This is a genomic window from Novosphingobium hassiacum (genome assembly GCF_014196055.1).
Classification (GTDB): domain Bacteria; phylum Pseudomonadota; class Alphaproteobacteria; order Sphingomonadales; family Sphingomonadaceae; genus Novosphingobium; species Novosphingobium hassiacum.
Map to the genome: position 1 here is coordinate 194,453 of NZ_JACICY010000001.1, position 19,952 is coordinate 214,404.

The following is a 19,952-nucleotide window of genomic DNA, read 5'->3' on the forward strand; positions in this document are numbered from 1 at the left end:
TTTCGGATACAACTATCCCCGCATCAGCAAGCCGCGCGCAGGCAGCCCGCCGATGCGGGGATCGGTGTAATCAAACCTTACTTGATGCCGGCAGCAGCAGCCACTTCGGCAGCGAAGTCGGTCTCTTCCTTCTCGATGCCTTCACCGAGCTGGAAGCGGACGTAGTCCTTGAGCACGATCTTCGCGCCGGCTTCCTTGCCCGCAGCATCGACGACCTGCTGGATCGAGGACTTGTTGTCCATCACGAACACCTGCGAAAGCAGCGCGTTTTCCTTGGCGTACTTGGCAACGGCACCGTCGACCATCTTGGCCTGGACTTCGGCGGGCTTGCCACTCTCGGCAGCCTTCTCAGCGGCGATCTTGCGTTCGCGCGCGATCAGCTCGGCGTCGAGTTCGTCAGCGGTCAGCGCCTGCGGGAAGGCAGCGGCGATGTGCATCGCGATCTGCTTGCCGAGCGCGGTAAGGGTCGCTTCGGGCGCTTCGGATTCGAGCGCGACGAGCACGCCGATCTTGCCGAGGTTCGGAGCAGCGGCGTTGTGCATGTAAGGCACGACCACGCCATTGCTGACCGAAACATGCTTGATCCGGCGCAGCTGCTGGTTCTCGCCGATGGTGGCGACGTTGTTGGTCAGCTTGTCGCTGACCGAACCGCCGTCGGGGTAAGCAGCGGACTTGAGCGAGTCGACATCCGATACGCCGGTGGTCAGCGCCACTTCGGTTGCCTTGCGCACGAAGTCCTGGAACTGGTCGTTCTTGGCGACGAAATCGGTTTCAGAGTTGACCTCGACGGCCACGCCCTTGGTGCCCGAGACGGCCACGCCGACCAGACCTTCGGCAGCAGTACGGCTCGACTTCTTGGCAGCAGCGGCCAGGCCCTTCGAACGCAGCGCGTCCACAGCGGCTTCGATATCGCCACCGGCTTCTTCGAGGGCCTTCTTGCAATCCATCATGCCGGCGCCGGTGCGCTCGCGCAGATTCTTCACGTCAGCGGCGGTATAGGCCATCGCAGTGATCCTTCTGTTCTTGAAAACGGGAGAAGCCGCAGCATTGCCGCGGCCCTTAAATCAGGTCCGGGACAATTGCGTGACGGCACCTCAGCGCCGTCACGCAAGTATCCGGATCAGGCCTCAGCGGGTGCTTCGGCAGTCACTTCTTCAGCCAGCGGCTCGGCCATGGCGCCGATGTCGGCACCCGAAGCAATGGCGGCGTCACGGCCACCACGGGTTGCAGCAGCAGCCACGGCTTCGCAGTACAGGCGGATGGCGCGGCTGGCGTCATCGTTTGCCGGAACCGGGAACGCAATGCCATCAGGCGAGACGTTCGAATCGAGGATGGCAACGACCGGGATACCCAGGACGTTGGCTTCCTTGATCGCCAGCTCTTCCTTGTTGGCATCGATCACGAACATCACGTCCGGAATGCCACCCATGTCGCGGATGCCGCCGAGCGACAGCTCGAACTTGTCGCGCTCGCGCGTCAGCTGAAGAACTTCCTTCTTGGTGAGACCGGTGGTGTCACCCGAAAGCTGCTCTTCGAGCGCCTTGAAGCGCTTGATCGAACCCGAGATGGTCTTCCAGTTGGTGAGCATGCCGCCCAACCAACGATGGTTGACGTAGTGCTGACCCGAAGCGCGAGCAGCCTGAGCGATCGGCTCCTGCGCCTGGCGCTTGGTGCCGACGAACAGGACCTTGCCACCGTTCTGCACGGTCGCCGCGACGAATTCGAGCGCGCGGGCGAACAGCGGAACCGACTGCGACAGATCGAGAATGTGGATGCCGTTGCGCGCGCCGAAGATGTACGGCTTCATGCGCGGGTTCCAGCGGTGGGTCTGGTGACCAAAGTGCGCGCCAGCTTCGATGAGCTGGTGCATCGTGACGACGGGAGCCGCCATAGGGATTTCCTTTCCGGTTGTGCCTCCGGGAAGCTCAGAACCGCGCGGAGATCCCGCTATCGGCACCGGTGAAGTCGCTTCCCGTGTGGATTGCCGCGCTCGTCCGCAGGCACGATGCCCGCAAAAACCCTTCGGCGGCCCGGCCCCTAGACCAGCAATGGCAGGAAATCCAGCCCTCAATCGCCTCGAAAACGGCAATTTATGGTTAAGCAGCCGTTTCATTCGCCGCAATTCCCGCTCGCCTCGACGTCCCGCAAGCGCAATTCGCGCTTGACGTGCAAGAACAAAACAGGAACATAGGGTTTGCAGCCGAATCGGAGGCTGTTCAGAACGGAACTACACCGCAATCCACAAGTTTTCCACAGGCTGACTCTTCAGATTTAGGGACCCGGCCGCCTGGAAAGAAACCCGAGGAATCGTGTGATGCTTGCTCTGCTTTCAACTCTCGTCTTTGCTGCTGCCGCAACCTTCGCGCTCGGCGCAGGGTTCGTGACGTTCCGGGGACGACGCGGTCAGATTGCAGGCCTGATTGCCGATTATCGCTCGCTCCAGCGTGATCGCGAATTTCTGATCCACGTCACCAGCCATGAACCAGTCGCGCCGCGAGCCTTCGCCGCGCCGCAATTGCGCCGCACCGCGCGCCGTCTGGTTACTCGGACGGAAGCTGCACAGGTCGTGCGTTCGCGCGCTGTCGCTTGACCCGCGCATAGCGGAGCACGCCCAGCGGTAGCAGCAGGATATAGACCACGCAGATCCCGACCAGTGTCAGCCACGGCTCGGTCAGCAGGGCTGCGATCACCAGGCCGACCAGCCCCATCAGTTCAAGCCGCACGCTGCGCCGAGGCCGCAATGACGTCCAGCTCAGCGTTGCGATGTTAGAGATCATCAGGAACGCGATCAGCACCAGCCACGGGCCGACCACGACGGGCAAACGGAACAGCGGATTGTCAGTCGCAATCCACAAGTAGAGCGGCAGGAATGCCAGCCCCGCCCCGACGGGAGCCGGAATGCCGGTCAGAAAGCCAGCCGACTTGTGGGGCTGCACGTCGTTATCGATCCGGGCGTTGAAGCGCGCCAACCGCAGGGCACAGGCGATCGCAACGGCAAGCGCAGCAAACCAGCCCACGCGCGGCGCTTCCTGCAACGACCACAGGAACAGGATCAACGCAGGCGCGACGCCAAACGAGACGTTGTCGGCCAGACTGTCGAGTTCCGCACCGAACCGCGATTGCGCCTTGAGCAGGCGCGCGATGCGTCCGTCGAGACCATCGAGGATTCCGGCAATGATCACCGCAATCACCGCCTTGCGCCAGTCTTCGGCCACCACCAGCGGATCGGTGCCCGAAGCGGCAGTCACGGCGAAGCGGATGCCGGTCAGGCCCGAACACAGTGCCGCGACCGTAATCGCATTGGGTGTCATCGCGCGCAGCGTCAGCCCGCCCGGCAGGCGACCGCGCGGGGTCTCGGGTTCATGCGCAAACGTCATTGTCCGATACCCTCGATCAGCGGAGCTTCACCGATTTCGGCCAGCACGGTTTCGCCCGCCACCGTCCTCTGGCCCATCAGCACCTTGGGCTCCGTCCCGGCTGGGAGATAGACGTCGACCCTGCTGCCAAACCGGATCAGCCCGATCCGCTGCCCGACCGCTACGATGTCGCCACCCTTGACGAACGGGACGATGCGACGGGCGATCAGCCCTGCGATCTGGGTAAAGCCGACCTGCACCCCGTCCGTGCGTTCGACCAGCACATGCTGGCGCTCGTTCTCATCGCTGGCCTTGTCCAGATCGGCGTTGACAAACTTGCCGGGGATATAAACCACGCGGCGGATCGTGCCAGAGATCGGCGAGCGGTTGATGTGCACGTCGAACACCGACATGAAGATCGAGATTCGCGTGACCGGAGCATCGACCATCCCGCGCACCCCGCTACCGTCGTCGGCGCACAGCTCACGCGGTGGCGACACCTTCTGGATCTGCGTAATCTGGCCATCGGCGGGCGAAAGGATCAGGCGGTCGTCACGCGGTGAAACCCGCACCGGATCGCGGAAAAACGCGAGCACGCCGATGGCGAGAAACGCTAGCGGCCACGCGATCGTCTCCCAAGCAAAGAAAGCCGCCGCCGCGCTTAGTGCAGCCACGATGAGACCGAACTTGCGACCTTCTGGATGGACCGCAGGCCACGACCAGCCAGTGTTACCGCGACCACGGTTATCGAGAATTTCTCCGGACATCGGCCCCATCTAGGCTCTGGCGTGCCTTGCGACAAGCAAACATGCGGTGACCTGCGTCAGTCCGGACAATAGCCACGACCATAATTTCGCGCGACTTCGGTTGTGCCGTCTGGATCGTGTGCGCCCGCGCAGATCGATGCGGGCCAGTGCAGCGGTGGTGGACAGGGGTGGATTCGAACCACCGTACGCTCTCGCGGGCAGATTTACAGTCTGCTGCCATTAACCACTCGGCCACCTGTCCACACCAGTGCTGCCGGTGCGAGGCATTTCCCCGAAGGGATTGGCCCCGATTTGTCGACCTCCGAAGAGGCCATCCGGCCGAGAGGCGGACCCTTTGGCGAAGCATCACTTGCCTGTCAATGGGCAGGCTGGCATGCGCGGCACGAATTTACTGCGACTTCACGAAAAGGTGTCCGATGCCCCGCAACAACGATCAACAAAAGGGAAAGTCCCTGCGCGGCCGCGAAGCCCGCAACATGCACGGTCGCGGCTCGGGTAAGAGTTCGGGCAAGGGATCGGGCCGCGGTAACGGCGGGACCGTCCGCCTATGGGGCCGTCACGCCATCGAAGCCGCGCTGACCAATCCCAATCGCGATGCCAAGAAACTGTGGGGTACGCGTGAAGCGATCCAGCAGCTGCTCGATGATAACGATGCCGAACTGCCGTCCTCGCTGCCCGTCGAATACGCCCAGGCCGCCGATCTCGGCCGCCTTGTCGCCAAGGACGCACCGCATCAGGGTCTGGTGCTCGAAGTGGCCCCGCTCGACGATGTCGCGCTCGACGATATCCTCGATGAATCCGAAGGCCGCACCATCGTCGTGCTCGATTCGGTGACCGACCCCCACAACGTCGGTGCCATCCTGCGATCGTGCGCCGCGTTCGACGTCGCCGCGCTGGTCACGCAGGACCGTAATTCGCCGCTCGAATCGGGCACGCTTGCCAAGTCCGCTTCGGGTGCGCTCGAAACCGTGCCGTGGGTCCGCGTGGTCAACCTTGCCCGCGCGCTCGAGCGCATGGCCGAGGAAGGCTACTGGCGTGTCGGGCTCGATGGCGAAGGAAAGGCGAGCTTCCCATCTGCTCTGCCGGCCGGACCCGTCGTGATTGTGCTCGGCGCAGAAGGTGAAGGTCTGCGCCACAACGTTGCGCAGCATTGCGACGCCGTCGCGCGGCTCCCCATGGCTTCGGCCATCGAAAGCCTTAACGTTTCGAACGCGGCTGCAATCGCGCTATACGCGGTCTACACCCGCGCAGGGTGACATCACGCAAGGGGGGCAGCATGCGACGTTCGGGGACAATCGCGGTCGGTTTGGCCGCAGTGCTTTTGCTTGCTGGCTGCATGCTCCTGCCCGGCAAGTTCACATCGGACCTCGCACTGCGCAAGGACGGCACCTTCAGTTTCGCTTACAAGGGCGATATCCACCTCGTCGCCCTGTCCAAAATGGCGGCAGACGAACGCAACAAGAAGGATGGCGATGCGGCGTTCGAACCGTCGACGTGCTTCGAGGAGCAGTCGGGTGAGGAGCGCGCATGCACCGCTGACGAGCTGGCGGCGCAGAAGCAGACCTGGGAAGAAGACATCGCCGCCAACAAGGCTTCGGCCGCCGAGAAAAAGAAGTCCGAAGAGGCCATGATGAAAACGATGCTCGGCGGGATCGATCCATCCGATCCGCGCGCCGCGCAGGAGTTTGCAGATCGTTTGCGCCGACAGAACGGCTGGAAGTCGGTCATCGACAAGGGCGACGGGCGATTCGAAGTCGAGTTCGCCATCGCTGGCAGGCTCGACCACGACTTCACGTTCCCCACGATCGAGAGGTTCCCGATGCTTACGCCGTTCGTGACTCTGGTCCGGCGCACCGACGGCACGGTCCGGGTCGAGGCACCGGCCTTCTCGCCGAGCGCGTCATCCTCGCCGATGATGGGCATGGCCGCAGCAGCAGCCGACGGCAAGAACGGCGCGGACGGCATGCCTGTGCTCGATGGCGTGCTGACGCTCGTCACCGACGGCGAGATTCTGGCCAACAACACCGACGAAGGTCCCGCAGTGAAAGGCGCGACGAAGACGCTGGTCTGGAAGGTCAACGCGCGCACCACAGCCGCCCCGACCGCGCTTGTGCGCACCAGCCCCTAAAACCCAAAGCAAAGACCGCGCCAGCAAACCTGACGCGGTCTTTGTAACTTTCAACTTCGGCCTATGGTCAAGCCGAAGCAATCGGTTGGCTCGTCAGTTGACAGCGTCCTTGAGGCCCTTGCCAGCCTTGAACTTGGGCTGCGACGATGCCTTGATCGACATCGGTTCACCGGTACGTGGATTGCGGCCGGTCGAAGCCTTGCGCTTGGCAACGGAGAACGTGCCGAAGCCGACGAGTCGAACCTCATCGCCCTTTGACAGCGCGCCGGAAATCGATTCGAAGACCGCTTCGACTGCCTTGGTCGCATCGCCCTTCGAAAGGCCACTCACATCGGCTACCGAGCCGATAAGATCGTTCTTGTTCATGTCCGGAACCCCCTAGATTTTTTCTTGTGAAAGGTTGGGTTTGAATCGCCTTTCGGGTGCCGGAAAGAGAGCGGAGAAACACAGGGCTGTCAAAGGCAAATGCGATGAAACCGCCCGCTGAGCGTGCGGTTTCATCGTGTTTTCATCACCATGGACCCTCAGCGCAATAACGTTGCGCGGGAAACCATTGTAACGCCGCGCTTAGTGCGCGGTGTGCGAGGGCGTTTGTCCGCTTACGCCGGGCCCCGGCTGTGTCGCCAAATCGTCCGCTTCAGTCCATTCGATCGCTTCGATCGGCGCGGTCAGTGCACGCGCCAGCACTTCATCGACATGCGAGACCGGGATGATTTCCAGCCCGTCTTTGATGTTCGCGGGGATCTCGGCGAGGTCCTTGCGGTTCTCTTCCGGGATCAGCACGGTCTTGATGCCGCCACGCAGCGCCGCCAGCAGCTTTTCCTTGAGGCCGCCGATCGCCAGCACGCGCCCGCGCAAGGTGACCTCGCCGGTCATCGCCACATCCGCGCGGATCGGAATGCCGGTCAGCGTGGAAACCATGGCGGTAACCATACCGATACCCGCGCTCGGCCCGTCCTTGGGCACGGCGCCTTCGGGCAAGTGGATGTGCAGGTCCTTGCGCTGGAAGATCGAAGGCTTGATGCCATAGGCCGGGCTGCGCGCCTTGACGAAGCTGAACGCCATCTGGACGCCCTCGCTCATCACTTCGCCCAGCTTGCCGGTGGTGCGCACCTGTCCCTTGCCGGGTACCGTCACGCTTTCGATGGTCAGCAACTCGCCGCCGACTTCGGTCCACGCAAGCCCGGTAACCGAGCCTACCTGATTTTCCTCATCGGACATGCCATGGCGGAATTTACGCACGCCTGCGAACTCGTCGAGGTTGGCAGACGTGATCGTCACGGCCTTGGTCTTGCCTTCGAGGATCTGGCGCAGCGACTTGCGCGCCAGACGCGCAATCTCGCGCTCGAGCGTACGCACGCCGGCTTCCCGCGTGTAATAGCGGATCAGGTCACGCAGCGCTTCGTGTTCGAGCGTGAATTCGCCCTTCTTAAGCCCATGCGCCTCGACCTGCTTGGCGATCAGGTGCCGCTCGGCGATCTCGACCTTCTCGTCCTCGGTATAGCCCTCGAGCCGGATGATCTCCATGCGGTCGAGCAGCGCTTGCGGCAAGTTCAGGCTGTTGGCCGTGCACACGAACATCACGTCCGACAGGTCGACGTCCAGCTCGAGATAATGGTCCTGGAACTTCGAGTTCTGTTCGGGATCGAGCACCTCCAGCAGAGCGGAAGCCGGATCGCCGCGGAAATCCTGGCCGAGCTTGTCGATCTCGTCGAGCAGGAACAGCGGGTTGGACGTGCCTGCCTTCTTGAGGTTGGTCACGATCTTGCCCGGCAGCGAACCGATGTACGTGCGACGATGGCCACGGATTTCGGCCTCGTCGCGCACGCCGCCCAGTGACTGGCGCACGAACTGGCGCCCGGTCGCCTTGGCGATCGACTTGCCCAGCGAAGTCTTGCCCACGCCCGGAGGTCCGACGAGGCACAGGATCGGCCCCTTCAGCTTATTGGTCCGCGCCTGGACCGCCAGGTATTCGACGATTCGGTCCTTGACCTTGTCGAGCGCGTAGTGATCGGCATCGAGCACCGCCTGCGCCGCCGGAAGATCACGCTTCAGCTTGCTCTTCTTGCCCCAAGGCAGGCCGAGCAACACATCGAGATAATTGCGAATCACGGTTGCTTCGGCGCTCATCGGCTGCATGCCCTTGAGCTTCTTGAGCTCGGACTGCGCCTTCGAACGCGCTTCCTTCGACAGCTTGAGCTTGTCGATCTTGTCCTGAAGCTCAGCGATCTCGTTGGCCTCGCCGTCGTCGCCGCCGCCCAGTTCCGACTGGATCGCCTTCATCTGCTCGTTGAGGTAATATTCGCGCTGGGTCTTTTCCATCTGGCGCTTCACGCGCCCACGAATCTTGCGCTCGACCTGCAGCACGCCAAGCTCGCCCTCCATGAAGGACAGCACCATCTCAAGCCGCTTGAGCGGATCGCTTTCCGACAGCACCGCCTGCTTGTCGGCAACCTTGGCCGCAAGGTTGGCAGCAGCGGAGTCGGCAAGCTTGCCCGCATCCTCGATATCGCCCAGCTGTCCGCCGGCATCCTGCGGCAGTTTCTTCGACAGCTTGGCGTATTCGGCGAACTGATCGACGACCGAGCGCATCATCGCGGATACTTCGGTGCCCGTCGCGACCACCGGCTCGAGCTGATCGACTTGCGCCACCAGCATCCCGCCCGCAGCCGTCGTTTCCTCGCGCAGCGTCTTCAAAGTCGCGCGATCACGACCTTCGACGAGCACGCGCACGGTGCCGTCGGGCAGCTTGAGCAACTGCAGAACCGTCGCGATCACGCCGGTTTCGTACAAGTCGTCACGGTCCGGATCGTCACAGCCCGGATCGAGCTGCGCCAGCAGGAATATATCCTTGTTGCCAGTCATCGCCGCCTCAAGCGCCGACACCGATTTCTCACGGCCGACGAACAACGGCACGACCATGCCGGGGAATACGACGATGTCTCGCAAGGGAAGCAGAGGATAAAGAGTCATGGGCACGTTATTTCCGTCCTGCCGGGCACGCTGTCCGGCGCTTTACCGGAATATGGGGGTGCCCCGCCTCCGCCGCAATGCCCTTCACGCGATCGGTTGTGGAACATGACCCACACTGCCGCCCATTCCGATGAAATCGGCGTAAATGGTATGTTAGGTATAATCCCCCATTGCAGGTCCACATAGTACAAGGGCCGCCCGATTTCATGCTGCGCACCAAGACGACCTTGATTGTTGGAGCAGGTGCCAGCGCCGAATTGCAGTTTCCGGGAAATGACGAACTGCTAACGCGGATCGTACAGGGTTACGATTTCGAACGGACCGCCGGGGAAACCTCGACCCGCGATGGCCAGCTCCTGCTGCGCAACATCTACAAGCTGGCCGAACGCGCGGGCAAGCCAGTGGCAGACGTGGCCGCATCCGCCGAACGACTGCGCAACGCCTGCAGGCTGGGACGCTCGATCGATTCCGTGATCGAACAGTACGATCACGATCCAATGGCGGTATCGTGCGGCAAACTGGCGATCGCCTATTTCATCGGACAGGCCGAAGCCCGATCCAGCCTGCGCGACGAACCGCGCGTGCGCGGCGAACTTCCGCTGCAGGGCAAGATCGCGGAATACTGGATCTACCAGCTAGGCCAACTGATCACCTCGGGGGTCCCCCGCACCAAGCTCGGACAGACACTCGAGCAGCTGACCATCATCAATTTCAATTACGATCGTTCGGTCGAGCACTTTCTGCCATTTGCTCTGGTCATGGCCTATGGCATCGACCTGAAGGAAGCGCAGGCGGTCATCGCCGAAAAGCTGCACATCATCCACCCGCATGGCACGATCGGGCGCTTGCCGTGGCAGGGCGGTGAAGCACCGCAAGCCGAATGGGGGGTCGAACAACCGTGGAACCTGCACGCCATCGCGGGGCAACTCAAATCGCTGGGCGAACGCAAGGAAAGCCGTGAAATCGTGCGCGAAGTGCGCAAGGCAGTTGCCGGCGCAAAACGGCTCGCCTTCCTGGGCTTCGGTTTCCAGCCGCAGAATGTCGAGTTGCTGTTCGATGGAAGCCTGTCGCACGGCCCCGAAGTGCTGGTATCCGCCTATGGCACAAGCCCCGGAAACACCGCCACGATCGCCCAGATCTTAAAGCGTCAGTGCGGCCTGGATAGCACCGACCAACTAATGGTCGCTCCCGTCAAGGCCTGGGAACTGATGCGCGATTATTCGCTGCTGCTCGAAAGCTGACGCGCTTTAACGGCGCGGCGCGTATCCTGCGGGCAGTGCCTGCACGACCGGCTCCGAAACGAACACGGTCTGCGGCACGGCAGGCGCCACGGTTACCGGCACGGGGGTCGGTGCTGCCTGCACAACGGGCCTGGCAGTGGCGGGCGGCAACTCAACGCTGCCCTCTTTCTGAAAATCCGCCTTGCCTTTGAGCGCATCGATCTCCGCTTGGCGCGTCTTCAGGTATAGCTCGCGATAGCTGGCATAAGGATTCGATTCCTCGCGGATGCGCGCAAACAGCGCATCTTTCTCGACCCGATCGTCGAGTGATCGCACCACGAAACCGCCATAGACATAAGCCGGGTGCTTGAGCGGCCCGCCAACAGCGAACGGCATCAGAAAACGATCGAGGCCCAGCCCGACGACATCGCGCAAGGTCGTCGGCCCCACCAGCGGCAGGAAGAAGTATGGCCCCGTGCCGATGCCGTAATAGCCGAAGGTGTAACCAAAGCCATTCACGCGGTACGGCAGGTTGAACGGCTTCTTCTTCGCAACGTCGATCAGACCCGCAACGCCGATGGTCGAATTGATCGCAAACCTTCCGAGCGTCTCTGCGGCCTTGCCCGGTTTCAGCTGCAGCAGGAAATTGAGCGCGACGACCGGCTCGGTCAGATTCAGCAGGAAATTGCGCAGGCCCTTGCGCACGGGGGCGGGCACGGCCTTCTCGTAACCCACCGCCAGCGGCGCAATCACCGCACCGTCGACCGCCTGCACCGCATTGTACGAAGCCTCGTTGACCGCCTGCATGGGGTCCTGCGGGACCTCGCGCTCACCTGAAACAACGATCGCATCCTGCGGCTGGCTAATCTGGTCGAGCGCCGGCGGTTGTGCCGGAACGGTCGTCGGGGCGTTGAAAGCCGGCTGCGGCAACAAGATCGTCGGCGCAACCGGAGCAACGGGATCGGGCGCTGGCGCAGTCTGCTCCGCGCTCGCCGATGTGGCGACGTCCTGCACAGCAATATCAGCCGGGGAAACAGACGCTGCCGCGATCATCGCGGCGCTCGCCAGTACGGTAACGCTCAATCAGAATTCCTTGGCTTGTACGTACGGATCAGAACGGCAGCTTGAAACCGGGGGGGATACCCGCCGCCATCTGAACCTTCTGCATCTCTTCGGCAGCAACTGCATCGGCCTTGCTGCGCGCATCGTTGAACGCCGCTGCGATCAGATCTTCGAGAATACCCTTGTCAGCAGGGACCAGCAGGCTGTCGTCGATCGAAGCGCCGATCACGCGGCCCTTGGCCGACGCGCGGATGCGCACCAGTCCGCCACCGGCAACACCCTCCACCTCGATCCCGTCAAGCGTGTTCTGCGCATCTTCCATCTGCTTCTGGATGGTCTGCGCGGCAGCCTGAGCGGCCTGGATCATCTCTTCCATCGACTTCATGCGCGTTTGCTCCAAGGTCTCTTCTCGTGCTCTCTCGAGCTGTCTTCATCGATAATCTGCGCGCCCGGAAAGGCTTCCAGCGCCGCCTTGACCAGCGGGTCCTGCCGCATCGCCTCGGCTTCCGCTGCAACCTTTGCCGCCTTGTCTTCCTCAAGGCTGGGCTGCGCCACGCCATCTGCAATTTCGAGCAGCCATGCCTGCCCGGTAATCTGGTTCAACGCTCGACGGATATCCGCTGCCGGATCGCCCGGCAACCCCGGAACCAACTGATAACGCAGCAAACCCGGCTGCAGATCAACAACTCGCACACCCAACCGCATGGTTGATCCGACCAACGGCGACACATGCTCGACCTGCTCGACAAGGGTCAGCCAATCGAGCTTTGGAACAGCCGGTGCCAGCATCGTGGCGCCAACCGGCGCGGTGCCGTCGCCAGACGCCTGCACCATAACCGCCGGACGCGACGCCAGTTCCTCCAGCTTGCGAACAAGCCCCCCAGGATCGGGCATGTCTGCCGCGTGCATCACCCGCAGCAGCGCCATCTGCGCCGCCACCAGCGGGTCGGGCGCAGTCTTCACTTCCTCGTAGCCCTTCATGAGCAACTGCCACAGGCGGTGAAGCTGGCCTGCCGAAAGCGTCTTGGCCCAGGCCTCCAGCGCCTCGCGCTCCTCAGTCGAGCGCACGTCCGGCCCCACCCCGCCGATCTGTGCGACGGTCACGCGATGGACCACGTCCATCTGCGCGCGCATCATCGCGATCGGCTCGATCCCCAGCGCATATTGCTGCGTCACCTCGTCGAGCACGGTCCCGCCCTTGCCCGTCAGGACAGCATCGAGCAGGCGCCGCTGCATGGTCTTGTCGGCCAGCCCGAGCATTGAGCGCACCTGCTCGGCCGACACCCGCGTCGCGCCATCGTCGCTGCCGACGAGATCGGCATGGCTGATCGCCTGATCAAGGATCGACAACCCGTCGCGCACCGAACCTTCGGCAGCTGCAGCGACCATCGACAGCGCCTCGGCCTCGGCCTCGACGCCTTCCTTCTCGCAGATCATCGCAAAGTGGCTGGCGAGCAACGGCGCGGGGATGCGCTTGAGGTCGAACCGCTGGCAGCGTGACAGAACCGTCACCGGCAGCTTGTCCACTTCGGTCGTCGCGAACAGGAACTTCACATGCGCGGGCGGCTCCTCAAGTGTCTTGAGCAAGGCGTTGAACGCATTGCGCGACAGCATGTGGACTTCGTCGACGATGTAAATCTTGTAACGAGCCGATACCGCAGCATAGCGCACAGCCTCGATGATCTCGCGCACGTCGTCGACGCCGGTATTGGACGCAGCGTCCATCTCGATCACGTCGATGTGCCGCCCCTCGGCGATCGCACGGCACGGCTCGCACACACCGCAAGGATCGATCGTCGGACCGCCCTGCCCGTCAAGACCGATGCAGTTGAGCGCCTTGGCGATCAGGCGCGCGGTCGAAGTCTTGCCGACCCCGCGCACGCCAGTCATCAGAAATGCGTGGGCCAGCCGATCACGCTTGATCGCGTTGGCCAGCGTCTGGACCATCGCGTCCTGCCCGATCAGCTCAGCAAAGGTCTGCGATCGGTATTTGCGGGCCAGCACACGATAGGGTGGCGCGGCAGGCGCAGCAGATGCAGCAACCGGTGCCGGTGCGGGCGGCGGTGCCGCGACGGGCGCAGGCTCAGCGAACATCGACGATTGCCCGGCAGCCTCAAGCTCTTGCGTACTTGGCCCGGTGTCGAGACCGTCGGTCTCGTCCTCCGGCTCGCCGCCAAACATGTCAGGTGAATCGCCCATCGCGCCCTATGTAGGAACTGGCGCGCCAATTGTCGAAGGCGCTGTCAGGGAATGGGTGGAAAAGGAGCCGGCCGACCCGCCGCAAACCGTTGTGGCTGCTTCCTTCCGGACCTGACCAGGTTGGCGGACGCAAGCGTCCGACCGACTCCCGGAGCGGCATATGGCGGCGAGAGCGCGAGTTGTCCAGAGACTCGTGAGGCTCGCCCCACTTCTTCGGGTCGGAGGCGGGCTGCTGCCCTTGCCTCAGCGAAAATTATCCGCGTAGCTCTGCAGCTTCAACTTACGCGGCGGCGTCGGGATCACGTGCGCCTCGATGCCATAGCGCTGGGCATAAGCCTGTGCGTCTTCCTGCGATTCAAAGCTCAGCACCACCTGCTGTTGCGTATCGCCAGATCCTGCCCAACCCATCAGCGGATCGGCGCGCTTGGCCTCCGACGCTTCGAATTCGAGCAGCCAGTCGCTGGTCCCGGCCTTGCCGGACTGCATGGCATTCTTTGGGCGTTGATAGATGCGTGCTGACATAGGCGCAGCCCTGCGTCGAATTCGCGCCGGAATCAAGTCCGGTGTTCGCCCTTACCGCGGTTGAATGCGTTCTTGGTCTTGAGGCTCGGGTCCTCGGTCCAAGGCTCGTCTGGCCAGCGATGCCGGGGATAGCGACCCTTCATGTCCTTGCACACATCCTTCCACGATCCGCGCCAGAATCCCGGAAGATCGGCCGTCGTCTGGATCGGCTTGGCTCCTGGACTGGTCAGGCTGAGCAGCAGCGGACGTGGCGGCTGCCCCACGCACGGGTGCCGGTCGATCCCGAACAGCGCCTGCACCCGCAGTTCAACGCAAGGCCCGCCCTCGTGCGCATAGTCGATGGCGTGGTTGGTCCCCGCAGGCGAACGGAACTCCGCAGGCGCGACCCGGTCCAGTTCGGCCCGCGCGTTCCAATCGAGCCGCGACAGCAGTGCCTCATGCAGCTTGCCCGCGCCGACACCCAGATCGCGCCGACCGATCAGCAAGGGCGCCAGCCATTCCTCCAGCGAGGCCAGCAGTGCTGCTTCCGAAAGCATCTCCAGCCCGGCATATCCCGCCCGCTCGATCAGCGCTCGCGCGCTATCGCCCAAAGGAAGCGACGACAGCCCCGCCTCACGCACTTGCGCCATCAGCAGCGCCGCCACCGCATCCGGGTCGGGCTTGGGGTCAGGCACCCGCGCCAGCACGATCGCACCCAGCCGCCGCTCCAGCCGCGCCTCGACCCGCCCCTCGCCCGCATTCCACGACAGCGAATGGCGCTCCTCGATCCGGTGCGAAAGATGGCGCACCACATCGGCTTCATCCAGCGCCACCGCCGCCGTGATCCGCGCGCCCTTCGCCTCGCCCTGCGCATCGCCGATGACCAGCCACTTCGCCGTGGCGAGCGGCGATGCAGGGTCGAGCCGATACCCGCGCCCGCCCGACGACAACCACTCCTCACCCGACGCGGACCGTGTTCGCGCGATGCGATCGGGGAACGCTTCGGCGAGTAGAACTCCCGCAGGCACAGGCCCCACATCGCACCCCCGCTCGTGTTGAGCCTGTCGAAGCACCTTCACCGCCGTGTCCGCCCAGCGCCCCGCCAGCTTCCGCGCGCCATCGGACCGCGACCCGCGCTCGCTCCGCCAGCGGTCCAACCGACGCTCAAGGTCCTCGCCCCGACCTCCCAGCCCCCGCTCCTGCAGCAGCAAGGCAAGCCGTGCCGCTTCCTCCGCCTGCCCGCGTTCAGCGGCAAACAGCAGCATATGCGCGAGAGCCGGTTCCATCGAAAGCCGAGCCATCGCCCGCCCGTGCGGTGTGATGCGACCGTCATCGTCCAGCGCGCCTAGAGTCCTGAGCAAACCCCGCGCGGTCACCAGCGCAGGCGCAGGCGGACTATCGAGCCACGCCATCGCAGCCACTTCGCCCGCCCCCCATTGCGCCAGCGTCAGCGCAAGCGGCGCAAGGTCGCTGGTCATCACTTCGGGCGGATCGAACGCCGGTCTCCCCGCATGCCCCGCCTCTTCCCACAGGCGATAAGCCACGCCCGGCCCCTGCCGCGCCGCGCGTCCCGCCCGCTGCGCTGCCGACGCCTGGCTCGCCGGCGTCGTCACCAGCCTAGTCACTCCTGCCGCCTTGTCGAACTCGGCACGGCGTGAGAGTCCGGCATCGACCACCACCGACACGCCATCCAGCGTCAGTGAGGTTTCGGCGATGCTGGTCGCTAGCACGATCCGTCTCCTCCCGCCGGAATCGCGTTTGATGGCAATGCGTTGCGCGGACGGCTCGACCTGACCGTGCAATGGCAGGATCAACGCCCCGGGTAACCTGTCGGCCAGCAAATCCGCAGTCCGCTCGATCTGCGCAACCCCAGGCAGAAACGCCAGAATATCGCCCGCTTCCTCGCGCCACGCGGTCTGGATCGCCGACGCCATCGCCGCCTCGACCTTCACATCCGCCCGAGCGCCGAGCCAGCGAATGGTCAGCGGATGCGCCTTGCCCGCGCTTTCGATCACCGGAGCGCCATGCATGAGAGCGGCGAAGCGCGAACCGTCTATTGTCGCCGACATCACCACGATACGCAGATCCTCGCGCAGCACCCCCTGCGCTTCGATTGCCAAGGCCAGACCCAGATCGCTATCGAGATGCCGCTCGTGCGCTTCGTCGAACAGCACCGCAGACACGCCCGCAAGATCCGGATCCCCAAGGATCGTCGCGACGAAGATCGCCTCCGTCATCACCAGAACACGCGTCCGCGCCGTCTTCTTCGCATCCAGCCGCGTCACGTAACCGACTGTTTCGCCGGCGTCTTCGCCGAGCATTTCGGCCATGCGCTCCGCAGCAGCACGCGCGGCAACGCGGCGCGGCGACAGCACGATGACCTGCCCGGTGCACCACGCCTCAGCCAGCAAGGCAGGCGCAACCGCGGTCGTCTTGCCCGCCCCCGGCGGCGCGATCAGGACCGCGCCGTTCCCCTCGCGCAGCGCGGCGAGCAGGTCGGGCAGGACGGCATGGATCGGCAGGTCGCTCACAGGCTGCGCTTTACGGGGGAATACCCCGATGTGGCAACGCTTTGCCCATCGGCACGTTGAGCATATCGGAAACGTGCTACGGGGAGGATATGAAGACCACGCTCGAATTCGTGGTGGCGCTGACCACCGGAATCCTGTTCAGCGGCGCGCTGATCGGGGCCGGAATTCTGGGCGTGGGCGCGGTCTGCGGGGGAAGCTGCTACTGGCTGTGGCGGCGCTTCGGCAGGCGCAAGTAGCCAGAGGCTCAGCCCATCGGATAGCGGATCTCGCGCGAGACCTGGTCCACCGCCTTCATCACATCATCGGGCAAGACAAGGTCGGCAGCGGCCAGAATCGCGTCGACCTGATCCTCGGCGCTCACCCCGACGATCGTCGATGCCACGAAATCGTGTTGCTTGGACCACGCCACCGCGAACGTGACTGGGTCCAGCCCCGCTTCCATCGCAATCGCCATGAATCGCTCGGTCGACGCCAGCGACTGCTCGTTGACGAAGCGACGGCCCATTCCTGCTTGTCGCCCACCCATCGTGAGATAGCGTGAGAACCGTGCACCGTCGGGCAAGGCCCCGCGCTGATACTTGCCCGACAGCACGCCACCACCAAGCGGCGAGTACGGGATCAGGCTCACGCCCTCCATGCGGCACACTTGCGCCAACTCGTCCTCGAACCGGCGGTTGTTGAGGCTGAAGTTGTTCTGAATCGTCTGATAACGCGTCGCGCCCAACCGTTCCGAGGCTGCCAGCGACTTCATCAAACCCCAGCTCGTCTCGTTCGAACATCCCGCGATGCGCACCTTGCCCGCGCGCACCAGTTCGTCGAGCACGTCCATGGTCTCGTCGTAAGACGTGTCGTGGTCAGGCCAGTGCGTCTGATAAAGATCGATGTAATCGGTGCCGAGCTTGACCAGGCTCGCCTCGATCGCAGCCGTGATGTTGCGTCGGTCGAGCGCCGTCATGCCGCTGCGCAAGGGCGATTTGAACCACGCATGGCTCGGTCCGGAAACCTTGGTCGCCAGCACAATCGCATCGCGCGGCTTGGTCTTGAGCCATTTGCCGACGATCTCTTCGGTGCGCCCCACCCACTTGACGTCAGGCGGCACCGGGTAACCCTCGGCGGTATCGTAGAAGTTGATCCCTGCATCGAAACAACGGTCGAGGACGCGTAACGCCGTTGCCTCGTCAGCCTGGCTGCCGAACGTCATTGTGCCCATGCAGATGTCGGACACCACGATGGCGGACTTGCCCAGACGGCGATGCTGCATGGCTCTCTCCAATTAGATGATCAGAAGCGGCGAGACACCGCGAATTCGGCGGCTTCGGTCATCGCAGCACGGGCCGCGCTGGCAGGAAAGCCAGCAATCGCGTCGATCGCGCGCTGCGCATACATCGTCGCCCGCTCGCGCGTAGCTTGTACCGAATCATGCTTTTTGATCAGGGAGATGGCGTGGCTGAGATCGGCGTCCGAAGTGCGGTCACCGGCAATCGCCTCCTGCCAGAACCGGCGCTCGTCGGCATCACCGCGCGCATAGGCCAGGATCACCGGCAGGGTCATCTTGCCCTCGCGGAAATCGTCACCCTGATCCTTGCCCATTTCGGCAGCGTCCGAATCGTAGTCGATCGCATCGTCGGCCAGCTGGAACGCGATGCCCAGGTTTCGCCCGTAGGAATCAAGCGCTTGCTCTTCTGCCTCAGGCCGTTCGGCAACGACCGCAGCGATGCGGCAGGCGGCCGAGAACAGCGCGGCGGTCTTGGCCGCGATAATATCGAGGTACATCTCCTCGGTCGTCCCCACCTGGCGCTGCGCGACAAGCTGGTCGACCTCGCCTTCGGAAATCACCGCCGACGCGTTCGACAGGATGCGCAGGACCTTGAGCGAGCCGTCCTCGACCATCAGTTCGAAGCTGCGGCTGAACAGGAAATCGCCGACAAGCACCGTGGCCGGATTGCCGTAGACGATGTTCGCGGTCTTCTTGCCGCGCCGCATGTCCGACCCGTCGACCACGTCGTCGTGTAGCAGCGTGGCGGTGTGGATAAACTCGACCGCAGCGGCCAGCTTGTAATGACGGCTGCCACCATACCCCAGCAACGACGCGCTCGCGAGCGTCAGCATCGGCCGCATACGCTTGCCGCCGCCCGCAATGAGGTGCCCGGCCAGCGTCGGGATCAAGGGGATGCGAGACTGCATCCGCGACAGGATCACGGCGTTGACGCTGTTCATGCCCTCGGCCACCAAAGCCATCATCGGTGAGAGCGAGGGTTCCGCCTTGCGCGGCAGTGTGTGGATGGTCGCGGTCATCTTTGTGCCGCTTGGCGTCATGGGCGGCGCTTGGCAAGACGCAACTTGCACGGTAGCGGCGTAACGACGTCTGAATGGGGTATGGGAATGAGCGAAGATCCGGTGCTGGCAGGGTATCGCCAGTCGATCGACAATATCGACGCGGCGATGATCCACATTCTGGCCGAGCGCTTCCGCATCACCCAGGCGGTCGGCACCTACAAGGCACAGAACAAGCTTCCCGCCTCAGATCCGGGCCGCGAGGAACGCCAGATCGCGCGACTGCGCTCATTGGCGGCGGACGCCAAGCTCGACCCGGAATTCTCCGAGAAATTCCTGCGCTTCATTATCGAGGAAGTTATCAGGCACCACCAGAAGGCGGCGGACGCTCGGTAACTCAATCTTCCAGCGGAACGCCAGGCACCTGCTTGGCAGTACGAATCGTCAGCGAGGTTTTTACGCTCGCCACGTTGGGCGCAGGCGTCAGCTTGCTGGTCAGGAACTCCTGAAAGCTCTGCAGATCACGACTGACGATCTTGAGGATGAAGTCGATCTCGCCGTTCAGCATGTGGCATTCGCGCACTTCGGCCAACGTGCGCATGTGGTCTTCGAACTGCCGCAGCGATTCTTCGGCTTGGCTCTTGAGGCTGACCAGCGCGAACACGGTGATCGCAAAGCCGAGCTTCGAGGCATCGAGTTCGGCGTGGTATCCTTTGATCACGCCGGCGTCTTCGAGCGCACGCACACGACGCAGGCAGGGTGGCGCGGTCAGCCCGACGCGCTGCGCCAGTTCGACGTTCGTGACGCGGCCTTCGTCCTGCAATTCGGCAAGAAGCCGCCGGTCGATCCCATCCAAGGTTGCCATGCCTTTATCAAATCCGTTTCACGTTTGACCGCCGGAACATTCGGAAAGAAGCATCTATGGCAACTTTCCGCACAAT

20 protein-coding genes, 1 tRNA gene and 1 other RNA gene are annotated in these 19,952 nt (G+C 63.5%); 6 read left to right on the forward strand and 16 right to left on the reverse strand.

Going from position 1 to position 19,952, the window contains the following annotated elements:
* Positions 1-77: 77 nt before the first annotated feature.
* A complete protein-coding gene (tsf, locus tag GGQ88_RS01010; protein WP_183611164.1) occupies positions 78-1,004 on the reverse strand; it encodes a translation elongation factor Ts in 927 nt (308 codons plus the stop codon).
* 116 nt (positions 1,005-1,120) lie between these two features.
* A complete protein-coding gene (gene rpsB, locus GGQ88_RS01015) occupies positions 1,121-1,891 on the reverse strand; it encodes a 30S ribosomal protein S2 (protein WP_183611165.1) in 771 nt (256 codons plus the stop codon).
* 423 nt (positions 1,892-2,314) lie between these two features.
* Here rpsB and GGQ88_RS01020 point away from each other — a divergent pair, with 423 nt between their 5' ends.
* Positions 2,315-2,590 (forward strand): hypothetical protein, encoded by a 276-nt coding sequence (locus tag GGQ88_RS01020; RefSeq protein ID WP_183611166.1) that lies wholly within the window; start codon positions 2,315-2,317, stop codon positions 2,588-2,590.
* Here the strand turns inward: GGQ88_RS01020 and GGQ88_RS01025 are convergent.
* The 3 genes from GGQ88_RS01025 to GGQ88_RS01035 all read right to left on the reverse strand — a co-directional run bounded on the left by GGQ88_RS01025 (position 2,541) and on the right by GGQ88_RS01035 (position 4,364).
* On the reverse strand, positions 2,541-3,377 hold the full coding sequence (locus tag GGQ88_RS01025) for a CDP-alcohol phosphatidyltransferase family protein (protein WP_183611167.1): 837 nt from the start codon (positions 3,375-3,377) through the stop codon (positions 2,541-2,543). The genes GGQ88_RS01020 and GGQ88_RS01025 overlap by 50 nt on opposite strands.
* Positions 3,374-4,123, reverse strand: a complete 750-nt coding sequence (locus tag GGQ88_RS01030; RefSeq protein ID WP_183611168.1) for a phosphatidylserine decarboxylase — start codon at positions 4,121-4,123, stop codon at positions 3,374-3,376. Before GGQ88_RS01030 ends, GGQ88_RS01025 begins: the two co-directional genes overlap by 4 nt.
* 155 nt (positions 4,124-4,278) lie before the next feature.
* Positions 4,279-4,364 (reverse strand) — tRNA-Tyr (locus GGQ88_RS01035).
* A 175-nt stretch (positions 4,365-4,539) separates the two neighbouring features.
* On the opposite strand from GGQ88_RS01035, the gene rlmB reads away from it, so the two are divergent.
* Both rlmB and GGQ88_RS01045 read left to right on the forward strand, forming a co-directional pair.
* Entirely contained in the window at positions 4,540-5,379 is an 840-nt protein-coding gene (gene rlmB, locus GGQ88_RS01040) for a 23S rRNA (guanosine(2251)-2'-O)-methyltransferase RlmB (RefSeq protein ID WP_183611169.1), read from the forward strand.
* Between the two features lie 20 nt (positions 5,380-5,399).
* Positions 5,400-6,251: a hypothetical protein gene (locus tag GGQ88_RS01045; RefSeq protein WP_183611170.1), complete on the forward strand. Its 852-nt coding sequence runs from the start codon at positions 5,400-5,402 to the stop codon at positions 6,249-6,251.
* Between the two features lie 93 nt (positions 6,252-6,344).
* Here GGQ88_RS01045 and GGQ88_RS01050 read toward each other — a convergent pair whose 3' ends face one another.
* Together GGQ88_RS01050 and lon are read right to left on the reverse strand one after the other, a co-directional pair.
* Positions 6,345-6,617, reverse strand: coding sequence for an HU family DNA-binding protein (locus tag GGQ88_RS01050; RefSeq protein ID WP_183611171.1), 273 nt, complete (start codon positions 6,615-6,617; stop codon positions 6,345-6,347).
* 201 nt (positions 6,618-6,818) lie between these two features.
* Positions 6,819-9,224 (reverse strand): endopeptidase La, encoded by a 2,406-nt coding sequence (gene lon / locus GGQ88_RS01055; RefSeq protein WP_183611172.1) that lies wholly within the window; start codon positions 9,222-9,224, stop codon positions 6,819-6,821.
* Positions 9,225-9,430: 206 nt separating this feature from the next.
* Between lon and GGQ88_RS01060 the strand changes: the two genes are divergently transcribed.
* Positions 9,431-10,465 (forward strand): hypothetical protein, encoded by a 1,035-nt coding sequence (locus GGQ88_RS01060; protein WP_183611173.1) that lies wholly within the window; start codon positions 9,431-9,433, stop codon positions 10,463-10,465.
* A 6-nt stretch (positions 10,466-10,471) separates the two neighbouring features.
* Here GGQ88_RS01060 and GGQ88_RS01065 read toward each other — a convergent pair whose 3' ends face one another.
* From GGQ88_RS01065 to hrpB, 6 genes are all read right to left on the reverse strand, one after another.
* Positions 10,472-11,527: an MlaA family lipoprotein gene (locus tag GGQ88_RS01065; RefSeq protein ID WP_246385380.1), complete on the reverse strand. Its 1,056-nt coding sequence runs from the start codon at positions 11,525-11,527 to the stop codon at positions 10,472-10,474.
* 28 nt (positions 11,528-11,555) lie between these two features.
* Entirely contained in the window at positions 11,556-11,891 is a 336-nt protein-coding gene (locus GGQ88_RS01070) for a YbaB/EbfC family nucleoid-associated protein (protein ID WP_183611174.1), read from the reverse strand.
* Entirely contained in the window at positions 11,888-13,705 is a 1,818-nt protein-coding gene (locus tag GGQ88_RS01075) for a DNA polymerase III subunit gamma/tau (protein ID WP_183611175.1), read from the reverse strand. Before GGQ88_RS01075 ends, GGQ88_RS01070 begins: the two co-directional genes overlap by 4 nt.
* Positions 13,706-13,762: 57 nt before the next feature.
* Positions 13,763-13,857, reverse strand: an RNA gene (gene ffs, locus GGQ88_RS01080) — signal recognition particle sRNA small type.
* Between the two features lie 91 nt (positions 13,858-13,948).
* Positions 13,949-14,227: an ETC complex I subunit gene (locus tag GGQ88_RS01085; RefSeq protein ID WP_183611176.1), complete on the reverse strand. Its 279-nt coding sequence runs from the start codon at positions 14,225-14,227 to the stop codon at positions 13,949-13,951.
* A gap of 32 nt (positions 14,228-14,259) precedes the next feature.
* On the reverse strand, positions 14,260-16,737 hold the full coding sequence (hrpB, locus tag GGQ88_RS01090; protein WP_183611177.1) for an ATP-dependent helicase HrpB: 2,478 nt from the start codon (positions 16,735-16,737) through the stop codon (positions 14,260-14,262).
* An 89-nt stretch (positions 16,738-16,826) separates the two neighbouring features.
* Between hrpB and GGQ88_RS01095 the strand changes: the two genes are divergently transcribed.
* On the forward strand, positions 16,827-16,973 hold the full coding sequence (locus GGQ88_RS01095; protein WP_183611178.1) for a hypothetical protein: 147 nt from the start codon (positions 16,827-16,829) through the stop codon (positions 16,971-16,973).
* Positions 16,974-16,981: 8 nt separating this feature from the next.
* On the opposite strand, the gene GGQ88_RS01100 is transcribed toward GGQ88_RS01095, so the two are convergent.
* Together GGQ88_RS01100 and GGQ88_RS01105 are read right to left on the reverse strand one after the other, a co-directional pair.
* Positions 16,982-17,998 (reverse strand): aldo/keto reductase, encoded by a 1,017-nt coding sequence (locus tag GGQ88_RS01100; RefSeq protein ID WP_183611179.1) that lies wholly within the window; start codon positions 17,996-17,998, stop codon positions 16,982-16,984.
* A gap of 20 nt (positions 17,999-18,018) precedes the next feature.
* Entirely contained in the window at positions 18,019-19,032 is a 1,014-nt protein-coding gene (locus GGQ88_RS01105; protein WP_183611180.1) for a polyprenyl synthetase family protein, read from the reverse strand.
* A gap of 87 nt (positions 19,033-19,119) precedes the next feature.
* Between GGQ88_RS01105 and GGQ88_RS01110 the strand changes: the two genes are divergently transcribed.
* The gene (locus GGQ88_RS01110; RefSeq protein ID WP_183611181.1) at positions 19,120-19,407 is read left to right on the forward strand and encodes a chorismate mutase; all 288 of its coding nucleotides are present in this window, start codon (positions 19,120-19,122) and stop codon (positions 19,405-19,407) included.
* A gap of 1 nt (position 19,408) precedes the next feature.
* Here the strand turns inward: GGQ88_RS01110 and GGQ88_RS01115 are convergent, their stop codons facing one another.
* Entirely contained in the window at positions 19,409-19,876 is a 468-nt protein-coding gene (locus GGQ88_RS01115; protein ID WP_183611182.1) for an Lrp/AsnC family transcriptional regulator, read from the reverse strand.
* Positions 19,877-19,952: the final 76 nt, after the last annotated feature.

Coding starts and splice junctions, on each gene's coding strand:
- tsf (WP_183611164.1), bottom strand. CDS start 1,004: ATGGCCTATACCGCCGCTGACGTGAAGAATCTGCGCGAGCGCACCGGC.
- rpsB (WP_183611165.1), bottom strand. CDS start 1,891: ATGGCGGCTCCCGTCGTCACGATGCACCAGCTCATCGAAGCTGGCGCG.
- GGQ88_RS01020 (WP_183611166.1), top strand. CDS start 2,315: ATGCTTGCTCTGCTTTCAACTCTCGTCTTTGCTGCTGCCGCAACCTTC.
- GGQ88_RS01025 (WP_183611167.1), bottom strand. CDS start 3,377: ATGACGTTTGCGCATGAACCCGAGACCCCGCGCGGTCGCCTGCCGGGC.
- GGQ88_RS01030 (WP_183611168.1), bottom strand. CDS start 4,123: ATGTCCGGAGAAATTCTCGATAACCGTGGTCGCGGTAACACTGGCTGG.
- rlmB (WP_183611169.1), top strand. CDS start 4,540: ATGCCCCGCAACAACGATCAACAAAAGGGAAAGTCCCTGCGCGGCCGC.
- GGQ88_RS01045 (WP_183611170.1), top strand. CDS start 5,400: ATGCGACGTTCGGGGACAATCGCGGTCGGTTTGGCCGCAGTGCTTTTG.
- GGQ88_RS01050 (WP_183611171.1), bottom strand. CDS start 6,617: ATGAACAAGAACGATCTTATCGGCTCGGTAGCCGATGTGAGTGGCCTT.
- lon (WP_183611172.1), bottom strand. CDS start 9,224: ATGACTCTTTATCCTCTGCTTCCCTTGCGAGACATCGTCGTATTCCCC.
- GGQ88_RS01060 (WP_183611173.1), top strand. CDS start 9,431: ATGCTGCGCACCAAGACGACCTTGATTGTTGGAGCAGGTGCCAGCGCC.
- GGQ88_RS01070 (WP_183611174.1), bottom strand. CDS start 11,891: ATGAAGTCGATGGAAGAGATGATCCAGGCCGCTCAGGCTGCCGCGCAG.
- GGQ88_RS01075 (WP_183611175.1), bottom strand. CDS start 13,705: ATGGGCGATTCACCTGACATGTTTGGCGGCGAGCCGGAGGACGAGACC.
- GGQ88_RS01085 (WP_183611176.1), bottom strand. CDS start 14,227: ATGTCAGCACGCATCTATCAACGCCCAAAGAATGCCATGCAGTCCGGC.
- GGQ88_RS01095 (WP_183611178.1), top strand. CDS start 16,827: ATGAAGACCACGCTCGAATTCGTGGTGGCGCTGACCACCGGAATCCTG.
- GGQ88_RS01100 (WP_183611179.1), bottom strand. CDS start 17,998: ATGCAGCATCGCCGTCTGGGCAAGTCCGCCATCGTGGTGTCCGACATC.
- GGQ88_RS01105 (WP_183611180.1), bottom strand. CDS start 19,032: ATGACCGCGACCATCCACACACTGCCGCGCAAGGCGGAACCCTCGCTC.
- GGQ88_RS01110 (WP_183611181.1), top strand. CDS start 19,120: ATGAGCGAAGATCCGGTGCTGGCAGGGTATCGCCAGTCGATCGACAAT.
- GGQ88_RS01115 (WP_183611182.1), bottom strand. CDS start 19,876: ATGGCAACCTTGGATGGGATCGACCGGCGGCTTCTTGCCGAATTGCAG.